This is a genomic window from Variovorax humicola (genome assembly GCF_037889915.1).
In the GTDB taxonomy this organism is placed as follows: Bacteria; Pseudomonadota; Gammaproteobacteria; order Burkholderiales; family Burkholderiaceae_C; genus Variovorax; species Variovorax humicola.
In genome coordinates this window covers 20,805-37,955 of record NZ_JBBKZV010000017.1, presented here as the reverse complement: position 1 = coordinate 37,955, position 17,151 = coordinate 20,805, and the positions used below count along the sequence as shown (strand labels likewise).

General features: G+C 63.5%; 19 protein-coding genes and 4 pseudogenes. 14 read left to right on the top strand and 9 right to left on the bottom strand.

All coding sequences use genetic code 11. The annotated features are described in order from the left end of the window. The first annotated feature begins 168 nt into the window (after positions 1–168). From WKW80_RS22960 to WKW80_RS22950, 3 genes are read left to right on the top strand one after another with little or no spacing between them, the layout of a single operon-like run. Positions 169–867, top strand: coding sequence for a hypothetical protein (locus tag WKW80_RS22960; protein ID WP_340365880.1), 699 nt, complete (start codon positions 169–171; stop codon positions 865–867). Positions 868–889: 22 nt separating this feature from the next. Further along, a complete protein-coding gene (locus WKW80_RS22955) occupies positions 890–1,498 on the top strand; it encodes a hypothetical protein (protein WP_340365879.1) in 609 nt (202 codons plus the stop codon). Beyond that, on the top strand, positions 1,485–2,327 hold the full coding sequence (locus WKW80_RS22950) for a DUF3313 domain-containing protein (RefSeq protein WP_340365878.1): 843 nt from the start codon (positions 1,485–1,487) through the stop codon (positions 2,325–2,327). The genes WKW80_RS22955 and WKW80_RS22950 overlap by 14 nt, the downstream gene beginning before the upstream one ends. A gap of 68 nt (positions 2,328–2,395) precedes the next feature. Here the strand turns inward: WKW80_RS22950 and WKW80_RS22945 are convergent, their stop codons facing one another. From WKW80_RS22945 to WKW80_RS22935, 3 genes and pseudogenes are all read right to left on the bottom strand, one after another. Next, on the bottom strand, positions 2,396–2,626 hold the full coding sequence (locus tag WKW80_RS22945) for a response regulator transcription factor (protein ID WP_340365877.1): 231 nt from the start codon (positions 2,624–2,626) through the stop codon (positions 2,396–2,398). A gap of 422 nt (positions 2,627–3,048) precedes the next feature. After that, positions 3,049–3,201 carry a DUF202 domain-containing protein gene (locus WKW80_RS22940; RefSeq protein WP_340365876.1) on the bottom strand — a complete coding sequence of 51 codons (153 nt, stop codon included), beginning with the start codon at positions 3,199–3,201 and terminating at the stop codon, positions 3,049–3,051. A gap of 8 nt (positions 3,202–3,209) precedes the next feature. Next, a pseudogene (locus tag WKW80_RS22935) lies at positions 3,210–3,720 on the bottom strand (IS6 family transposase); the annotation flags it as partial. On the opposite strand from WKW80_RS22935, the gene WKW80_RS22930 reads away from it, so the two are divergent. Next, entirely contained in the window at positions 3,692–4,468 is a 777-nt protein-coding gene (locus WKW80_RS22930) for an aldehyde dehydrogenase family protein (RefSeq protein ID WP_340365875.1), read from the top strand. The pseudogene WKW80_RS22935 and the gene WKW80_RS22930 sit on opposite strands and share 29 nt — an antisense overlap. A gap of 71 nt (positions 4,469–4,539) precedes the next feature. Here WKW80_RS22930 and WKW80_RS22925 read toward each other — a convergent pair whose 3' ends face one another. Beyond that, on the bottom strand, positions 4,540–4,776 hold the full coding sequence (locus WKW80_RS22925) for a LysR substrate-binding domain-containing protein (protein WP_340365874.1): 237 nt from the start codon (positions 4,774–4,776) through the stop codon (positions 4,540–4,542). Then, the gene (locus WKW80_RS22920) at positions 4,749–4,988 is read right to left on the bottom strand and encodes a type 2 periplasmic-binding domain-containing protein (protein ID WP_340365873.1); all 240 of its coding nucleotides are present in this window, start codon (positions 4,986–4,988) and stop codon (positions 4,749–4,751) included. The genes WKW80_RS22925 and WKW80_RS22920 overlap by 28 nt, the downstream gene beginning before the upstream one ends. A gap of 66 nt (positions 4,989–5,054) precedes the next feature. Between WKW80_RS22920 and WKW80_RS22915 the strand changes: the two genes are divergently transcribed. Both WKW80_RS22915 and WKW80_RS22910 read left to right on the top strand, forming a co-directional pair. Beyond that, positions 5,055–6,506: an SGNH/GDSL hydrolase family protein gene (locus WKW80_RS22915; RefSeq protein WP_340365872.1), complete on the top strand. Its 1,452-nt coding sequence runs from the start codon at positions 5,055–5,057 to the stop codon at positions 6,504–6,506. A gap of 95 nt (positions 6,507–6,601) precedes the next feature. After that, positions 6,602–6,997, top strand: coding sequence for a hypothetical protein (locus tag WKW80_RS22910; RefSeq protein ID WP_340365871.1), 396 nt, complete (start codon positions 6,602–6,604; stop codon positions 6,995–6,997). A gap of 32 nt (positions 6,998–7,029) precedes the next feature. On the opposite strand, the gene WKW80_RS22905 is transcribed toward WKW80_RS22910, so the two are convergent. Then, the gene (locus WKW80_RS22905; protein WP_340365870.1) at positions 7,030–7,938 is read right to left on the bottom strand and encodes a LysR substrate-binding domain-containing protein; all 909 of its coding nucleotides are present in this window, start codon (positions 7,936–7,938) and stop codon (positions 7,030–7,032) included. A 121-nt stretch (positions 7,939–8,059) separates the two neighbouring features. Between WKW80_RS22905 and WKW80_RS22900 the strand changes: the two genes are divergently transcribed. From WKW80_RS22900 to WKW80_RS22885, 4 genes and pseudogenes are all read left to right on the top strand, one after another. Next, positions 8,060–9,001 carry a hydroxymethylglutaryl-CoA lyase gene (locus tag WKW80_RS22900; protein WP_340365961.1) on the top strand — a complete coding sequence of 314 codons (942 nt, stop codon included), beginning with the start codon at positions 8,060–8,062 and terminating at the stop codon, positions 8,999–9,001. Then, positions 8,998–10,200 carry a CaiB/BaiF CoA transferase family protein gene (locus WKW80_RS22895; protein WP_340365869.1) on the top strand — a complete coding sequence of 401 codons (1,203 nt, stop codon included), beginning with the start codon at positions 8,998–9,000 and terminating at the stop codon, positions 10,198–10,200. The genes WKW80_RS22900 and WKW80_RS22895 overlap by 4 nt, the downstream gene beginning before the upstream one ends. Positions 10,201–10,251: 51 nt before the next feature. Next, positions 10,252–11,238: a Bug family tripartite tricarboxylate transporter substrate binding protein gene (locus tag WKW80_RS22890; protein ID WP_340365868.1), complete on the top strand. Its 987-nt coding sequence runs from the start codon at positions 10,252–10,254 to the stop codon at positions 11,236–11,238. A 221-nt stretch (positions 11,239–11,459) separates the two neighbouring features. Next, a pseudogene (locus WKW80_RS22885) lies at positions 11,460–11,738 on the top strand (DDE-type integrase/transposase/recombinase); the annotation flags it as partial. A 79-nt stretch (positions 11,739–11,817) separates the two neighbouring features. Here the strand turns inward: WKW80_RS22885 and WKW80_RS22880 are convergent. Next, positions 11,818–12,069: a plasmid pRiA4b ORF-3 family protein gene (locus tag WKW80_RS22880; RefSeq protein ID WP_340365867.1), complete on the bottom strand. Its 252-nt coding sequence runs from the start codon at positions 12,067–12,069 to the stop codon at positions 11,818–11,820. Positions 12,070–12,303: 234 nt separating this feature from the next. Between WKW80_RS22880 and WKW80_RS22875 the strand changes: the two genes are divergently transcribed. The 3 genes and pseudogenes from WKW80_RS22875 to WKW80_RS22865 all read left to right on the top strand — a co-directional run bounded on the left by WKW80_RS22875 (position 12,304) and on the right by WKW80_RS22865 (position 14,116). Next, positions 12,304–12,750, top strand: a complete 447-nt coding sequence (locus tag WKW80_RS22875; protein WP_340365865.1) for a universal stress protein — start codon at positions 12,304–12,306, stop codon at positions 12,748–12,750. A 182-nt stretch (positions 12,751–12,932) separates the two neighbouring features. Next, a pseudogene (locus tag WKW80_RS22870) lies at positions 12,933–13,555 on the top strand (IS3 family transposase); the annotation flags it as partial. 177 nt (positions 13,556–13,732) lie between these two features. Next, positions 13,733–14,116: a hypothetical protein gene (locus WKW80_RS22865; RefSeq protein ID WP_340365963.1), complete on the top strand. Its 384-nt coding sequence runs from the start codon at positions 13,733–13,735 to the stop codon at positions 14,114–14,116. An 86-nt stretch (positions 14,117–14,202) separates the two neighbouring features. Here the strand turns inward: WKW80_RS22865 and WKW80_RS22860 are convergent. Continuing rightward, a pseudogene (locus WKW80_RS22860) lies at positions 14,203–14,410 on the bottom strand (DDE-type integrase/transposase/recombinase); the annotation flags it as partial. Positions 14,411–14,503: 93 nt separating this feature from the next. Then, a complete protein-coding gene (locus WKW80_RS22855) occupies positions 14,504–15,268 on the bottom strand; it encodes an RICIN domain-containing protein (protein ID WP_340365864.1) in 765 nt (254 codons plus the stop codon). Positions 15,269–16,238: 970 nt separating this feature from the next. On the opposite strand from WKW80_RS22855, the gene WKW80_RS22850 reads away from it, so the two are divergent. Further along, a complete protein-coding gene (locus WKW80_RS22850) occupies positions 16,239–17,036 on the top strand; it encodes a DUF3047 domain-containing protein (protein WP_340365863.1) in 798 nt (265 codons plus the stop codon). The last annotated feature ends 115 nt before the right edge of the window (positions 17,037–17,151 follow it).

Here is a 17,151-nt window from a genome sequence, read left to right as displayed (position 1 = left end):
TCCTGAGTGAGCACATCGGCAGGATCGGCGTAGATCGAGCGACTGGCGCGACACAGCGATCTGGCTTCTCTCGCCCAGCCCACCGGGAAAGGTGGTTCTTGGGGACGCAGAGAAGGATGCGCTGGCGCCTGAGAAGAAGCATCACCACCACAAACCGAAGGAGTGACTATGACTGCCTTGAAATCTCGACGACGCGATGGCCGCGCTCGTGCTTGCCGGCTACGCGTCCGCCCGCCCTTCATCGACCAGATGCAGCCGCAGGCGATTTCCATGGCCGAGCGTCGGGGCCAGTTCGAGATGAACTGTCCGGCGGCCAAGGGCGAAATGCTGTCGCGCGAAACGTTGCAACCGCTTGTGCAGACTTTCCGCTACCAAGGGGTTACGCGGGCTGAATACAATATCGGCGTGGCCGGATGCGCCAAGCGCACGACCTACGTCGTGATCTGCCCGGACAACGCAGCGGCAGCAGTTGCTTCGCTGGTGGATCGAGGCAGTGAGGCCGTGGTGACCGAATCTTTCGCGGGTCCAGCGCCCTGCACCAACTTGGGAGTCAGCATGTCCGCCCGAAAAGATCATCTCGCAGCGATCCTCCTCGCCTGCAGTGTTGTAGTCTGCGGCTGCGCCGGCTACCAGGCTCCTGCGCCGCTGATCGGTGGTTTCATGTCGCCGCAGAAGTCGCGTACAGCCTGCGTCGATGCGGTGGCGCGCTACTACAAGGTGCCTGCCGATAGCGTGAAGCCGTTGAGCGATGCCGGCACCATGCAGGACGGCGTCTACGTCGTGACCTTAAGCGCGGGCGGGCAGCCCAACGTGAATTGCACCGTCGACGAGAACGGTGCCGTTTCCGACGTGATTCGCGCGCGCTGAGAGGTGCAGGGCCGCACTCACCATGGCCGACGCAGCGGTTGACCCGGAGTTTCCGCTGCGGAAGATCGCATCGGCAACCTCCTCGGATCTCTCCGGCCTGCGACCCGCGCTCGTCGAGAACGTGCTCACCCAGGCGCTGCCGCTGCCCGACATCATGTTCGGCGGCAGCGTCCTGGTCTTCGTGATCATGACCCATGCGTTCTGGATGCGCTTCATCACCCGCACATTCGCCGAGCGCTCGAGCGCCTTGCTGCAGCAGCATGGCTCGATGTGGCGCGTCGACCTGCTGTTCATCGCGATGGTGATGATGCTGCTTGCGCTGCACTTGGCCGAGGTGATGATCTGGTCGGCCGCCCTGGTGTTCGGCGACATCGTCGACACCTGGTCGAGTGCGGCGTACTTCGCGGCCAACTGCTACACCGCGCTCGGCGAGCCGTTCTCGCTCCCGCGCTCTTGGCGCATCGTGGCGCCGATCATCGGGATGTCGGGCATCTTCGCCTTCGCCTGGACCGCGAGCGTGCTGGTCAACTTCGTGGCGCGCTACGACGCACTTCGCGCGCGCGTCCTTGCGGCCGCCTGCCCCGCGCGGGCACGCGCAACCCTGGACGGAAATATCGATGACCATACGTAGACGCAAGTCCCGAAAGGCTGGGGCAGCAGCGCCCCTCTCGACCCTTTCGCGCCTCCCTCTTCTCGCCCTGGCCGCGATATGCCTCGCCGGATGCCAGGCCTACACCGCGACGCTCGGCAGCGGCACCGCCGTGACGGCCACCGACGCCACGCGCATGACGCGAAGCGGATTCCTCAGCGACTACGCCAGGCTCAAGCCGGTCGCCGGGCTCAGCGGCGTCGAATGCTGGCGCGACCCGGCCCTCGACCCGAAGCGCTACGACAAGGCGATGGTCTCTCGCATCGTGGTGTCTCTCGCGCCAGCCAAGAACGGGGCGCCGTCGACTATCGACCCCAGCGACCTGAAGACGTTGACCGACTACTTCTACCATTCGATGCAGACGGCCCTCAAGGCCAACATGCAGGTCGTCGAACAGGCCGGCCCCGGCGTCGTGGTGATCCGCATCGCGCTCACGGACATGGTGCCCACCACCGTCGTCGACAGCCTGGCCGGCACCTTCGTGCCTTATGCCTTCATCGCGGAAGCGGGTTCCGGCGTCGCCACCGGTCGGCCCGCAGGCTCGACGCCGTACCTTGGCGAAACCGGTATGGAGATGCAGTTCCGCGACGGCGGCGGCGGCAAGGTCCTGGCGGAATGCCGCGACACGGAGATCGGCCGCAAGTACGCGGCCGATGTCAACAATGGAACGGCAGGCGCCGCACAGACCTGGGCCAATGGCTACATGAGTTCGTTCCAGAGCTGGTCGTACGCCAGGGAGGCGTTCGACAAGTGGTCGCTGCTCGTGGCCCGGCGAATGGCGGAACTGCGCGGCGCCGGCGGCGCACAATAGCCGGCCTGTCGGCGCGCGTTGTGTGGCAATGGGGGCGGCGGGCCGGGCCCCGCCTGACGGGGAAGCCGTCAGTGCGTCCGGCGAAGCCGTTCGGCCAGCGCGCCCAGATCAGTGGCGGAATTCGCGCCGAGCTTCAGCATCAACTGCGCACGGTGCGTCTTGACGGTGCGCTCGCTGGTCTTGAGCGCGTCGGCAATCTGTTTGTTGAGCTTGCCCGCGATTACCAGGTCGAACACATCGCGCTCACGCTTCGTCAGGCTTTCAAACAGCGCGCCCAGGTCGTGCGTGGCGCACTGCATTCGCCGGCACGAACACCTTGCCGATGTGCTTCCAGCCCACCCGCAGCGCGTCGGGCCGATGGGCCGAGTCGGTGAGCAGGCGCTAGAAGTACAACGGGCGTCTCTCGCGCCCGGCGGCCGGCGCGCCAGGCGAAGAAGCCCGCGACGCAGGGCTGCCGGATGAAGCGGAAAGCCATCGGCACGTGCCTGTGGCCGCCGTTCGTGAGGTCCGGCCAGGTGCGGATGAGGGGTTCGAAAAGTTCGTGCATCAGAGTACGCGCGAGACGAGACCGAGGAACATGAGCACCCCGGCGGCCGACATGATGAGGGCCATCACCAGCGAGGGCTGCCAGATCCGCAGTTCGGCCGATCCTTGCGCAGGCCCTGCAGTCGATACCAGTACTCGATCGTGCCCATCATGATGGCGACCGTGCCGAGACCCGTCAGGAACAGCCTGACGTTGCGCGCCGTGTTGGCGCGTGGAGCTGGCCGCCTTGCTGCGCAAAGCCCTCGATCACCATGTAGATCGTGAAGCCGAAGCTGATCATCGACAGGCCGGTGCGCACCCAGGCCATCAGCGAACGGTCCGCCGCCATCACGGTGCGATCGATTTGTTCAAGTACTTGCTCTGACGCAATTCGATGTCCGCGCCAGAGTCATCATTGACGCTCTGGATCGCAGCCGTGTTGGCGCCGCTCTTGTCGATGGTGATCGTTTCGGGCGCACCGTGCAGACTGATGGCTCGCTCCAGGAATTGCCGAGCAGCTGCCAAGTCTCGCTTGGCACGCAGCAGAAAATCAACGGTGCGAGCGTCAAGGTCGACCGCACGATACAGATACTTCCATTGGCCCGCGACCTCGATGTAGGTCTGGTCCATCCTTCAGCGCATCCCCAACGGTCGCTTGCGTTGCCGAAACGCCGCGGCCAGTACCGGCAGGATCTTCATCGCCCAACGATGGACCGTGGCGTGATCGACGCAGACACCGCGCGCGGCCATCATTTCCTCAATATGCCGCAGGCTCAGGGGATAGGCTTGCATACCAGCGCACGCAGGTGAGCATCACTTCCAGCGGGTAGTGCTTCCGCTTGATCACCTTGCGCAGCGCATCGATCACGTCTTCGTCCCGTCCTCAGTCTCGCGTCAGCCTGCCAGCGCCGGCTTGCTGCGACAGAACCCGAGCGACTGCATGCGGCCGTCCTGGCGCAAAGGATGCGCTGCGTGACGCGACCATCGAGGAATACGGGCCCCGTGTCGCGATCGACTCGGGTGTCGCAGTCCCGGCTCAGTCCTTCCTTGACGCCGCCACAGTGCTTGAAGGGTATGAGTTCGAGCGGACTGCGGGTACGACGACAGTCGTGATGGAGCCGGTCGGCGTCACGCTGTTGATCACGCCGTGGAACAGCAACGCCGGATCAATTTGCAGCAAGCTCGCCATGGCGATCGCCGCGGGCTGCAACACCGTGATCAAGCCCATCGAATTGAGCACCATCGAGACGCAGATCGTGACAGAAGCGCTGCATGAAGCCGGGCTGCCTCCTGGCGTGATCAATGTTCTCAGCGGACGCGGGGAGGTCGTCGGGCCGCACTCAGCTCGCATCCGGAGGTCAGCAGAAATTTCCTTTACCTGCTCCAGCGGCACCGGCGGCACCCGCAAGTCGCGCAGGAAGAGATCTTCGGGCCCCGTTCTGAGCATCATCGGCTACGAGAGCGAAGACGAAGCGATCTCGATTCAAAACTCGTGGAGAGCGGGCGTTCGTGGGATGCGAAGGGTGGGCACAAGTCTTCCAGATGCGGAACACGGTGTGGCCCTATGCGGTGGCGCTGTGATCGGCGGCACACACCTGGCGAGCGATAGGGACTGACCGGAGGTGGCAGCGCTTGGAGTGCGGGTGCCGGTGGCCAGAGGCAGGCGCTAGCCGGTTCCCGCGCGCCGCTACGCCTCCTCCCGTTCGAAAGCCTCCACGACCGCATCAGCTACCGCTCGCACGCGCGCGGTGCGCTTGAGATCGCCGTGCATTACGAGCCACATGTCGTACGGCTCCGCGCGATCGGGCCACACCTGCACCAGCGACGGAAAGCGCCGCGCGAGGTGTGTGGGGACCTCGCCGATGCCTAGCCCCGCGGCGACGGCCTGCGGGAGCATCATCCCCGTGTTGATCTCCAGCGCCACGTGCGCGCCCCCGGCGGGCTCGCCGCAGAGCACGTCGCGCCGAGTCCCGCCATGCTGCTGTCGTAGACCACGATGTCATGGCCTGCCAGGCCCGTGCCTGCTTCGGGCACCCCGCGCACTTCGAGGTATTCACGCGACGCATAGAGGCCAACGGCGCGCTGCCCGAGGTGACGCACGATCAGGTCCGGCGCGTCGGGGCGTACCGGACGCACCGCGAGGTTGCTGGCCGGCTCCGGTGCGGGCGTGCGCGAGCAGCGCGAGCGAACTCGGAATGAACAATGCCGCAGCGTTTCATGTCACCTTTTTTTTTCGATTCGTTCCAAGTGCATGCAATTTGCCCTCCGTGGGAGGGCAGATTCCCAGTGGGCTCGCCGTTCATACTGGTCGACAGGAAAGAGGGACTGCAGCGTCGGAGAAAGGCGCGATTCTGGCACCTTCTGGCACCTTCGGAGGGCAAGGCCGCGAGCTGTCTGGATCGATTGCTTCTGTTGCGGCAATGGCCAGACGGACAGTGTTCCCCAAGGCGGATCGTGACCCGGCCGCCACGGAAGTCAAAGGAGAAGCTCATGAAATCGGAATTCGAACGATCGAGCCTCCGGCGCCTTGCAGCATTGCTGCTCACGGCGCTGTCGATCGCATCCTGTGGCGGCGGGTCGTCCGGATCGACGCCCGTCGCAGCAACCGTAGCGGCGGCACCGACGGAGGCGAAGCCCGACACTCCCGCCATCAGCGCAGAGACGCGGGACGCCGCTGCGAAAGTCTCGGCCGGCGGCGGCCAGAACGAGAAGGCGGTCGGTGCAGCGCTTGCATCGTTGCAGGCGTTCAGGGCGGACCGCATACAGCAAGTCGTCGTCTTCGGGGACAGCCTGAGCGATGTCGGGACCTACAAGGTCGGATCCATCGCACAAGTCGGCGGAGGCAAGTTCACGACCAATCCCGGACCTGTGTGGCCCGAGACCGTGGGACTGCTGCTCGGCACTACCGTCAAACCATTCCGTCAGGGCTTTGGCGGTGCGTCACAGGTCTCCGTACCGCTGGCGACCGGCTTTGCAATGGGTGGCGCGCGGGTGTCACAGCAACCCGGCTACGGCTGCGATCCCGATCCGAGCGGCAATTGCACTGCGGCGCTGGCGATTCCCGTCGCGCAGCAGATCGCCGACTTCCTAACCTACTTCGGGTCCTTCCAGCGCCAACAGATGGTGTTTGTGTTCGCCGGCTCGAACGATTTTTTCTATGAGCTCGACCGGTATGCAAGGGGACTACAGACGGGACAGCAGACGCACGACGCCATCGTCCAGGCTGCGGATACTCTTGCCGCTCAGCTGCATCGCATCGTGGTCAATGGCGGAAGCCGCATCGCGGTGCTCACCGTCCCCGACATCACGGACACGATTGCGGGTCGAAAGCTCGATTCTCAGACAGCGGCTGCGGTGTCGGGTTGGGTGGCGGAATTCAACGCCGCAGCTACCGCGGGGCTCGACAGCGCCATCAAGATCATCGACACCCATGCGGAGTTCAAGCGCGTGGTCGCCAACCCCGGAGCCTTCGGTGTCTCGGTGTTGGACAGGCCGGCGTGCGACTTCCAAGCCATTGCCGAACTCACCGGACAGCTGGTACAGAACATTGCGACCCCGAGCCTGTTCTGTTCAGCCCTGACGCTGGTCGGTTTGAATGCCCCTTCACCTATTTCTTCGCCGACAGCAATCATCCATCGACACTCGGGCATCTGATCATTGCGCGCTTCGTGTTGAGCGAGATGTACAGACAGGGACTGATCTGACGCCGGTTGCCACGCCATTACCGTAGATGAATCACAAATGGAGTCATGAAACGAGTCGAGGCCGCCCTCACCAGCATCGGCGCACTTGCGTTCACGATGAATGCGGTCGCCTTTTCAGATGTCGAAGTGGTGCAGCACCTTGCTGTCGTTGCCCAAGAACTGAGTCCTCAACTTCCACTGGGAACCGCAAGCGCAAAGATTGTCTCAACAGAAGTCGGTCCGGGGCGCAAGTTCACATACGTCATTGCTTCTCGCTTGCGCGCCAACGAATGGACGGAAGTGCAAAAGGCGCGGCATCGCGAAGTCAAACGGGTTCTGTATTGCACCGATCCGGACATGAAATTTTTCCGAGACCGAGGGGTGACCGTTGTCTTTGCCGTGATCGACGAAAATGGGACCTCTGTTGACGAGGCCGCGACAGCGCCAAAAGACTGCAAGTAGGGGCGCATTTGGAACGCACGAACGGTGATTAATCAGGCGGATTGATCCGCTTGCTTTACCAGATGCTCGACGAGCAGTCGTGCGGCCAATGAGAGTTGCTGTGCATCGCGAAAGCACACGACGAAGCGCCGCTCCGCCCAGGACTCCGCCAGCGGAATGATCCGAAGGTTGTCGGCAGCAGCCTGCCGCTCGGCAACCTCCCTGGACACCAGGCCGATGGCCAGTCCCGCGCGCACCACGCCGAGCGCCGCCTCGAAGTTGCTCACGATGATGCGGTGAATCAGTGTGCGACCGAGCAGTGCCGCCGCGCGTTGCAGCATCACCTGCACCGCACTGTTGATCGGCAGGCTGACGTGCTCGTAGTCCAACGTGTGCTCGAAGCGCACGCTTTTTCGTGAGGCGAGGGGATGGTCCGGCTGCACCACGACGCAAAGGTGGTCGCTGCGGTACGGCAGGAACTGCAGCGGCCCAAGATCGACCGCGTCCCAACACACGCCCACCGAGGCCATGCCGTCCCGCACGCCGGACACCACGCCGGGACTGAGCCGCTCCTCCAGGTCGACCTGGATGGTGCGATGGGCGGGCAATTTGAGGAACGCCGCCACGTCGTTTGCCAGCGAGCCCGCCATGGTGGAGATGCTCGCGAGGACGCGCACCTGTCCGCGTGCGCCGGTGACATAGCTGTCCATGTCGCGCTCGATCCGTGCCGCGCCATCCAGCATGCTGCGTGCGTGCTCCAGCAAGGTCTGGCCTGCGGCCGTCGGCACGACGCCGTGGCGCTTGCGGATCAGCAGTGGCGTGCGCAACTGGTCTTCGAGCTGTGCGAGGCGCTTGCTGATGGCCGAGCCGACGATGTGGGCGTGCTCCCCCGCGCGGGCCATGTTGCCGGTTTCGCAGACGGCGACGAATAGACGCAAGGTGGTGAGATCGAGGTCGCGCAAGATATTCCAATCGGGAATTCTGAGCTTCTCAAATTGAGAAGCAATTTGCTTTGGGAAATTCTAAACTCGCACTTGGTGATTGCATTGACCTTCACCTGCAAGAAGCAAGGAGATTCGCTTGATTCCATCTTCCCCGCTGCCCCGGCGCGCCATCATCCGCGAGGTGGGCCTGCGCGACGGTCTTCAGAGCATTGCCCGGGTCGTGCCAACGGCGGCCAAGCTCGAATGGATCCGCGACGCCTACGACGCAGGCCAGCGCGAAATCGAGGTCGGCTCTTTCGTGCCGGCGCGCCTGTTGCCGCAACTGACCGACACGGCCGAGCTGCTGGCCTTCGCACAGACCTTGCCGGGCCTGAAGGCCTCGGTGCTGGTGCCCAACCTGAAGGGTGCCGAGCGCGCCATGGACTACGAGGCCGAACTCATGCTGCTGCCGATTTCCGCCAGTCACGCACACAGTCTGGCCAACCTGCGCAAGACGCCAGACCAGGTGGTCGAGGAGATTGCCCGCATTCGCGATGCGCGAGACGCACGCGGTTCGAAGACGACAATCGAGGTGGGATTCAGCACTGCCTTCGGTTGCACGATCCAAGGCCGCGTGGAGCCTGACGAGGTGGTCCGTCTGGTCGAGGCCGTGCTCGACGCGGGCGCCGAAGCCATCGGCCTGGCCGACACCGTGGGTTATGCCGATCCGCGCATGGTGCGCTCGCTGTTCGAGGCGGTGCTGCCCATCGCCGGCGACAGGCTCAACTGCGGCCATTTCCATGACACGCGCGGCTTGGGCATGGCCAATGTCTACGCCGCGCTCGAATTGGGCGTGAATCGCTTCGACGCCTGCGTCGGAGGCATCGGCGGCTGTCCGCACGCACCAGGTGCCAGCGGCAACGTGGCGACAGAAGACCTGGCCTACATGCTGGCCAGCATGGGCATCGAGACCGGGCAGGACTTCGATGCGCTGCTCGCCCTGCGCAAGAAGGTGGCCACATGGCTGGAAGGCGAGACCCTTCATGGCACCCTCTGGCGCGCTGGATTGCCCCGAACGATGAAACAGGAGGCTCTGTCATGAGCGACAGCACACAAGTTGCGCAGCCGTTGACGGGCCTGCGCGTCGTCGAGTTCACCCACATGGTCATGGGTCCGACCTGCGGCATGGTGTTGGCCGACCTGGGCGCGGAAGTCATCAAGATCGAGCCGGTGAACGGCGACCACAGCCGCCGATTGCTGGGTGCGGGTTCGGGCTTCTTCCCGATGTTCAACCGCAACAAGAAAAGCATCGGCATCGACCTGCACAGCGAGGAAGGCGCGGAAACCGCGCGGCGCCTCGCTGCCACGGCCGACGTGGTGGCCGAGAACTTCAAGCCCGGCACGATGGCCAAATACGGCCTCGACTACGCTTCGCTCAGCCAGGTCAACCCGCGCATCATCTACGCCAGCCACAAAGGTTTCCTGCCCGGCCCGTACGACCAGCGCACAGCCCTCGACGAAGTGGTCCAGATGATGGGCGGGCTCGCCTACATGACGGGCCGCCCGGGGGACCCTTTGCGCGCCGGCACCAGCGTCAACGACATCATGGGCGGCCTCTTCGGCGCGATCGCGGTGCTGGGTGCGCTGATCCAGCGCGGCATCACCGGCCGCGGCATGGAGGTGCAGTCGGCGCTTTACGAGAACAACGTGTTCCTCATGGGCCAGCACATGCTGCAGTTCGCGATGACTGGCAAGCACCCAGCACCGATGCCCGCGCGCGACAACCCCTGGGCGGTGTACGACGTGTTCACGGTGAAGGATGGCGAGCAGATCTTCCTTGCGGCCGTCAGCGACGCGCAGTGGCTGATGTTCTGCGATGCACTGGGCTTCGCCGACCTGAAGGCCGAACCTGATCTGGCCACCAACAACCAGCGAGTCGCACATCGGCCGCGATTGCTCAAGGCCATCGCCGAGCGGATTGCCGATCGAAGCGCGGAGGAACTGGCGCGGGCCATGGAAAAGGCCGGCTTGCCGTTCGCACCCATTCGCAAGCCCGAGGACCTCTACGATGACGAGCACCTGCTGGCCACCGGCGGCCTTGCCGACATGCAGTTGCCCGATGGCCCGAAGGCGGGCGAGACCGTCAAGACGGCGCTCTTTCCCATCACTCTGGAAGGTCATCGATTGGGCGTGCGATTGAGTCCACCGAAGCTCGGCGAGCACACCGAAGACTTGCTGAAGGGCCTCGGCTGCACAGAGCGCGAGGTCGAGGGATTGCGGGCGCGCAGCATCGTGGCCTGAACCCTTCGACAGCCCGACGTGGACACAGAAGAAACGATGGAGACAACACACATGACAAACACCACGAAGCTCCTTTCCCGCCGCACGATGCTGGCCGCCTCGGCGGCCCTCGCGGTCGCGCCTTGGTCTACCGCATCGCATGCGCAGGCGGGCATCGTCCGTTTCATCCTGCCCAATGCCGCGGGCTCCGGCGTGGACACGATCGCGCGTGCTGCCCAGCCGGCACTCAACAAGGCGTTCAACGGGTCGGTGGTCATCGACAACCAGCCCGGCGCAGGCGGCGTCGTCGGGCTGCAGCAGTTGGCGCGCGCGGCGCCAGATGGCAACACGCTGTCGATCGTGTCGAACAACGTCGTGATCTTCCCGAGCGTGATCAAGTCGCTTTCCTTCAACATGCCGGGCGACTTCACGCCGATCGCATTGGTCGGCGCCACGCCGATGGTGCTGGTGGTGAATCCGTCCAGGGTGCCGGCCACCAACAGCAAGGATTTCATCGCGCTGCTCAAGAGCAAGCCGGACACATTCAACTTCGCGTCCGGCGGCAATGGAACCATCCTTCATCTGGCCACGCAACTGTTCCTCGAGGAAGCAGGCGTGACAGCGAAGCACATTCCTTACAAGGGCGTCGGTCCGATGGTGGCAGGCCTCATCGGCGGGCAGGTCGACTTCGGAACGGTCGCCTTGCCGAGCGTGCAGCCGCACATCAAGAGCGGTGCGCTGCGCGCAATCGGCATGCTGACGGCGCAACGAACCCCCGCCGCGCCCGAGATCCCGACCTTCGCCGAACAAGGGCTGCCCAATTTCGTCGTCGACGCGTGGTTCGCGGTGATCGGTCCGAAGGGGCTGCCGCCTGCCATCGTCAACAAGACGCATGGCGCCGTGGTTGCCGCGTTCGAAGACCCGGCCGTCAAGCAGGCAATGACGAACCAAGGCAACACCATCAACATCAGCACACCGGAGCAGGCGCAGGCGGCGTTCAAGAGCGAGTTGGCGAAGTACGCCACGCTGGTGAAGAAGGCGGGGATTGAGCCGGAGTGAGCGCAACGACGGCTGGCTTCAGCGTAGCCAGCATAGCCTCCTCCGGGCTTGTATGTTCTCGCTCTGGGCGCTGAAGGGAGGTGCAGACTTGGTTTCCCGGTCAACCATATCTAGCACTGGCGAATGATGGGACCGGTTGGATGATGGGAGCCGGATGAATCGAGAGGTTCACGTCCGGTTCTGCGAGAGGCTGGGGGTGAATCTCCCCCCGGCCTACGTGCCAGAGCGGTGCCGATACGGCCGCCATCCAGAGCATTCAAGCCGACTCCGGTGCGCCCACCGAGATGCGCCAGTCGAAGTACCTAACAACATCGTCGAACAGGACCATCGGGCCGTCAAACGTATCGTGAGGCCGAAGCTCAGCTTCAAGTGTTTCCGTTGCGCGCGAGCGCTGATTGCCGGCATCGAAACGATGCGCATGATCAGGAAAGGGCAGATGGACTGCCTTGAAGGTCACGCCTCGTCCGCGGGGAACGAAGTTTTATTCGCTGGCTTTCTGAGAGCGAACACGCAGGACGCGAACTTGCTTGGCCTGGCACCGCTATTGCGGCTCGAGGCGCCGCAGCTTGAGTTGGCCGATCAAGGCTCCGTGGACGTCGGTTCCGAAGAACGGGCGCCGCCATCCCGATGGACGCCGTACTCCCGGCCCCGGATGTCGAAGCGGTGCAGGTGCATGTCCTGCCAACCGAACGCGATCTGCAGAATCTGGTGAAGGCGGGCGATGCTTGTGTCTCCTCGCAGCAGCAACCGGCGCCAGATCAGCGGGCTGATGCCGCGCAGCACTACGCGCAGTTGATGGACTTCTTGACCAGAGGATGCCCCGGTTTCCATTGCCGAAGCTTGCTTTGCTGCACTGCACCCCCCCCAGGAATGAGATGCTCTCCGACTCAACACGTTTCGCCAAGATCTCGATCCATCGCCGCGCCCAAATGCGGCTCGGATCGACAGCTTGCCTATTTACGGATAAGTTCTTACCCACACCAGGGGGAGCAAGATCATGCTTTCTGGAGCCTTCAGAACGCGGTCAAATGGTATGGCTTCCGCAACTCTCAAGGAGATTCCGAAATGTTCAAACGCATTCTTGTGGCTACCGACGGCTCCACGCTTTCCGAACAGGCCGTTGCCAAGGCTATTGACCTGAGCCTGCTGACCGACGCGGAACTGCATGCGATCACTGTGGCACACCTGGAACCACACAGCTATTTCGAAGGATCGTCCGTGCTGAGCCAGCGGCAGATCGAGGAGTCACATCACCGTTCAGTCGCGGCGGCACAGGCTTTGGTCGATGCAGTCAAGGGTCTCGCCCTCGCAAAGGGCGTTCGTCGAGCGGAGGCTGTTGTCGCAAAGTCGAACCACGTGGCTGAATCGATCGTCGAATTCGCAACGAACCACGACTGTGACCTTATCGTCATGGCGTCTCACGGGCGGAGGGGACTCACGCGACTGCTGATGGGCAGTGAGACGCTGCACGTCTTGACCCATTCCCACACGCCTGTCCTGGTGCTTCGTTAGTCGACGCGCGAGCGCTGCCGCTTTTCGTCGTCGAACACCTGCTGCTCGTGTTGAGCAGCCGAGTTCCGAGCAGCTCTGTTTTCCGGTGCGATAGAGCCGGCCGCGCAAATCTGAACACGCCGCAAAGTGGGTAGGCTGCTCCCATGGGCGAGGACAGAGCCCGGATGACAAGAGCAGACGACATGAGTAAAAGACCCCGCCGCAATCACTCAGCGGCATTCAAGGCCAAGGTGGCGATCGATGCGCTGGCCGACGGCAAGACGATCGCCGAGGTGGCGCTCAAACACGACGTCCACCCCAATCAGGTGACCGAGTGGCGACGCCAGTTGATCGAGCGCGCCGCGGGCGTCTTCGGGGGCGCGACGCCGCCAGAGACGCCGCCGGTGGATTTGAAGGTGCTGCACGCCAAGATCGGGCAGCTCACACTGGAGAACGATTTTTTGGAAGGCGCGCTCAGCAAGGCCGGATTGCTGAGCGTAAAGCGATGATCGAGCGCGGACACGCGCTGCCGATCAAGCGCCAGGCCGAGCTGCTGGGCATCAGCCGAGGCACGGTGTAGTACCACCCCGAGCCGGTTTCCGAGAGCGAGCTGGCATTGATGCGACGCATCGACGAGTTGCATCTTGAGCACCCGTTCGCCGACAGCCGCATGCTGCGCGAACTGCTGCGCCTGCGAGGCATCGATGTGGGACGGCGGCACGTGAGCACGTTGATGCGGTGCATGGGCATCCAGGCGCTGTACCGCAAGCCCAACACGAGCAAGAAGCACCCATCGCATCCGGTGTTCCCGTATCTATTGCGGGAGTCGACCACTGCCGGGTGCGGCAGCGAATTCACAATCGCGGTCAGAAGCAAGTATTGGCGACAGTCCGTTCTCCTGCAGCAGAAATTCACTGCCGCAAGGGCGAAGTCACACAAATTGATTGGCAGGAAGCGGCGGGCTGGCCTACATTGGTCTTCCACCCACCGTGAGGATCGCAACATGCCCATTCGCATCGCATCGCTAACCCACCGCATCGCGAAGAACGGCGCGATGCTTCACAAGGCGACGATGGACCGCGTCCACTCGCTGGGGGCGGACCATGAGCCGTCCGAAGCCGAACAGGCGCTGGCCGAGGAGCGCCGCCTGCTCAAGGAGGAGCGTGCGAAGCGCCAGGCGAAAGCGCTGCAGCCGAGGGCGAAGGCCATCGACAAGCTGGTGAGGACGCATCACCCGCAGGCCAAGGAGAAGCCCAAGGAAAAGAAGGAGCCCAAGGAGGCCAAGGCTGGCAAGGTCCACAAGCGCTCGCGTGCCGACAAGCACGCGGCGCAGGCGGCGGCCCTGCAAGCCGCGAGTAGAGCGCCGAAGAAGTCGGCGAAGACCTGAGAAGGTTCTCAGGCCGACGCGCTCTTCCGGGTTCTGTCGCAATAGCGGTGCCAGGCCAAGCAAGTTCGCGTCCTGCGTGTTCGCTCTCAGAAAGCCAGCGAATAGAACTTCGTTCCCCGCGGACGAGGCGTGACCTTCAAGGCAGTCCATCTGCCCTTTCCTGATCATGCGCATCGTTTCGATGCCGGCAATCAGCGCTCGCGCGCAACGGAAACACTTGAAGCCGAGCATCGGCCTCACGATACGTTTGACGGCCCGATGGTCCTGTTCGACGATGTTGTTGAGGTATCGGGACATGGCGTGGACACTGCACAAACGAACATGCTTCTCGCGGGGTGCCACGCGGGCTGCCCGGCGGTCGCGCCGGTTTCGTCATTTTTCAAGGCTTCATTTGACGATGAAGGGAGCGTCCCATTCCTGTGCGTACACAAGTTCCCACTCCTGATTGACGGCGTTCGGGGCGCTGAATCTGGCGATGCAGTCCCAGGCCTGCAAGTTGGCACCTTGTTCGGGCAGGCCGGAAAGGTAGCCGTTTGCCGCATGCAGGCATCGCCGGCCGCGATCGTAATAGTTCTCCACGACCGTGCGACGCCCAACGATGCACTTATTCCGGGTGGGGCATTCTGCCGCCGTCATGGCCACGGACCGCAACCTCCACATCTGAGAAGCGTCCCCACTGCACCTCTCCTGGACTATTGCTGCACCGGATCGAAAACCGTTGGTCTTCAGGCATTTGCCTGAATGCCTTGCCCGCAGCAAGAACCACTGCTCTTGCAACGGCTCAGGATTGCCGGGACGAGGAAGCCGTTCGACGCTGAACTGCTGGCTGGAGTCACCGTGGCTGGGCGACAGGACAACCGGCGAACCATCATCGTTCCGGTGCGCCAGGACCGTGCCCACCATGCGGGTGCCCGCATTGACGACATAGAAGTATGGGACGTCGGCAAAAGCTGGCTGAGACACAGCGATGAGTGCAGCCGTGGCCCAACGGGTCAGTGAGACAACGAGTTGGGTCCTGGAACTGCGAAATGCACAACGATCAGCATTCATTTCACCCTCCGTCGCGACGCAGCTCACTCGATGCCCCATCCACTGCGACACCGTTTGCTCCGTCGATTCCAGTTCGGCGAGATTGTCGCTGACGAAGTCCAAGCTCCACACCGCGTTGACCGCAGTGGTCTGAGAGCCAAACCCGCCGAACATCCCATGATCGCGTGGGCCACATCTACAACCCTTCTACCTTGGAAGCCGCTGACTGGGGCGTGCACTGCGAACAATATCGTCCATTCTGACCTTGCCCGGGCAAAGAGTCCAACCAGGACTCAGCCCCGGCATTGCAATTGGGGGCGCCAGCCCCCTATCAGCGGACATTGACGACCGCTTCAGCGCGCGTCGCGGTCGGCTCCGACTCAGGGGCCATAGCGGGGCTCCCGTCATCCCGAAGGGAATGCACCCTGGCCGGAGGCCTTGTCGCAGGGTCGAAATGCGGCATGCCTACGTCCAATATCACCTATGAAGCCAGCCAGATCCATTGCTCACACGCCACCCGGGCTTTCGACAGTGGAGTCGAGCGGCCATAGGCTCTGGCCGGCCAGAGAACCCCCTGGCGCTCGCGCGCTTCACGATCTTCGAATCCGCCGGCCGCCTTCTCGATTCACTGTCGATGATGGCAATCCTCGCCAGTGTCGTGGTCGTGATTCGAGGAGCAGAAGGCCGAGCGACCAGGGCAGGGCGCACAGGATCGCGAGGGTGAGCATGAGGCTCTGCTCGCTGGGCCGCAGCGTGGCAGCGGCCAAGCTGAATGCGAACGCGGACCAGGCGCTCGGTCGAACCCAATTTGATGAGTGAGCCGGGCGCCTTGCAACAGGATTCATGAGGTTCCCATTCCAAGCAGCAGAACATGCAGCCGCGCTGCAGGAGTTTGAGGGCCACATGCCTGAACGACGCAACCCGGACTTCCCGAGTGACCTTTGCGCCGAATCGAGCCACGGCTGTGCCTCCGGACGCCTTTTGTCCACGAGCGATTCCCATGCGGTATTTATCTTGTTGCGCATCTGTATCAAACTCCGAGATGGCGGGCGCACGGCGCCCATTTCACTATCACCAGTCATAGAGGCCAGCCATGGACAACATGAGATTCCGGTTTGGGCATGGACGGTATTCGCTCGCCTCGGCGGCGGTGCCTGTTGCGGCCGCGCTGCTCTGCATGGCGGCCCCGGCGGCGCGCGCCGATGGCCTGCTGACGCCTTTCTCGACCGCACCGGGTCCGCAGGCGCCCGCGCCCTGGCGCTTCACGACCTTGCCCAACAAGGCGCCGACGAAATTCGAGATCACTCAGCTCGACGGCCAGAAGGTGCTCAAGGTCGATGCCGACAAGTCCTACGGCAACCTTGTGCATCCCACTCGGGTTCAGCTCAATGACGAGGCCACATTGGCCTGGCGCTGGAAGGTCGAAGCATTCGTGGAAGGGGCCGATCTGCGCACCAGGAGCGGTGACGACGGCGCGGCCAAGGTCTGCGTCTTCTTCGATTTCCCTGCCGAGCGGCTGTCGGTGGGCGAGCGCACCAAGCTCGCACTGGCGAAAAGCTCGACCGGCGAATCGGTGCCGACCCAAACTCTCTGCTACGTCTGGGACGTCAAGGAAAGCAAGGGCAGCGAGTTCGACAACGCCTTCACCAAACGCATACGCATGGACGTTCTCGAATCGGGCGCGACTGACAAGAGCGGCGGCTGGCTGACCGAGCGCCGCAACCTTCTGGGTGATTACAAGCGAGCCTTTGGCGCCGAGGCCGGCGATACTCTGCCGGACGTAGTGGGGGTCGCGATCCAGGCCGATGCGGACAACACCAAGTCTCACGGGATCTCCTATTTTTCTGACGTCGATCTGCGCGGCGTACCCGCTGCAAAACCTGTGCAATAGCGGCCGGCCTCGAAAGCATCGCCGTCGCCCCGCCATGAACGAAGTCGTCTCGCTCCTCCCGGCGTCACTGCGGCTGCGAGGCAAAGCGGGGGCGAAGTCTGCTTCTGGGACGAAT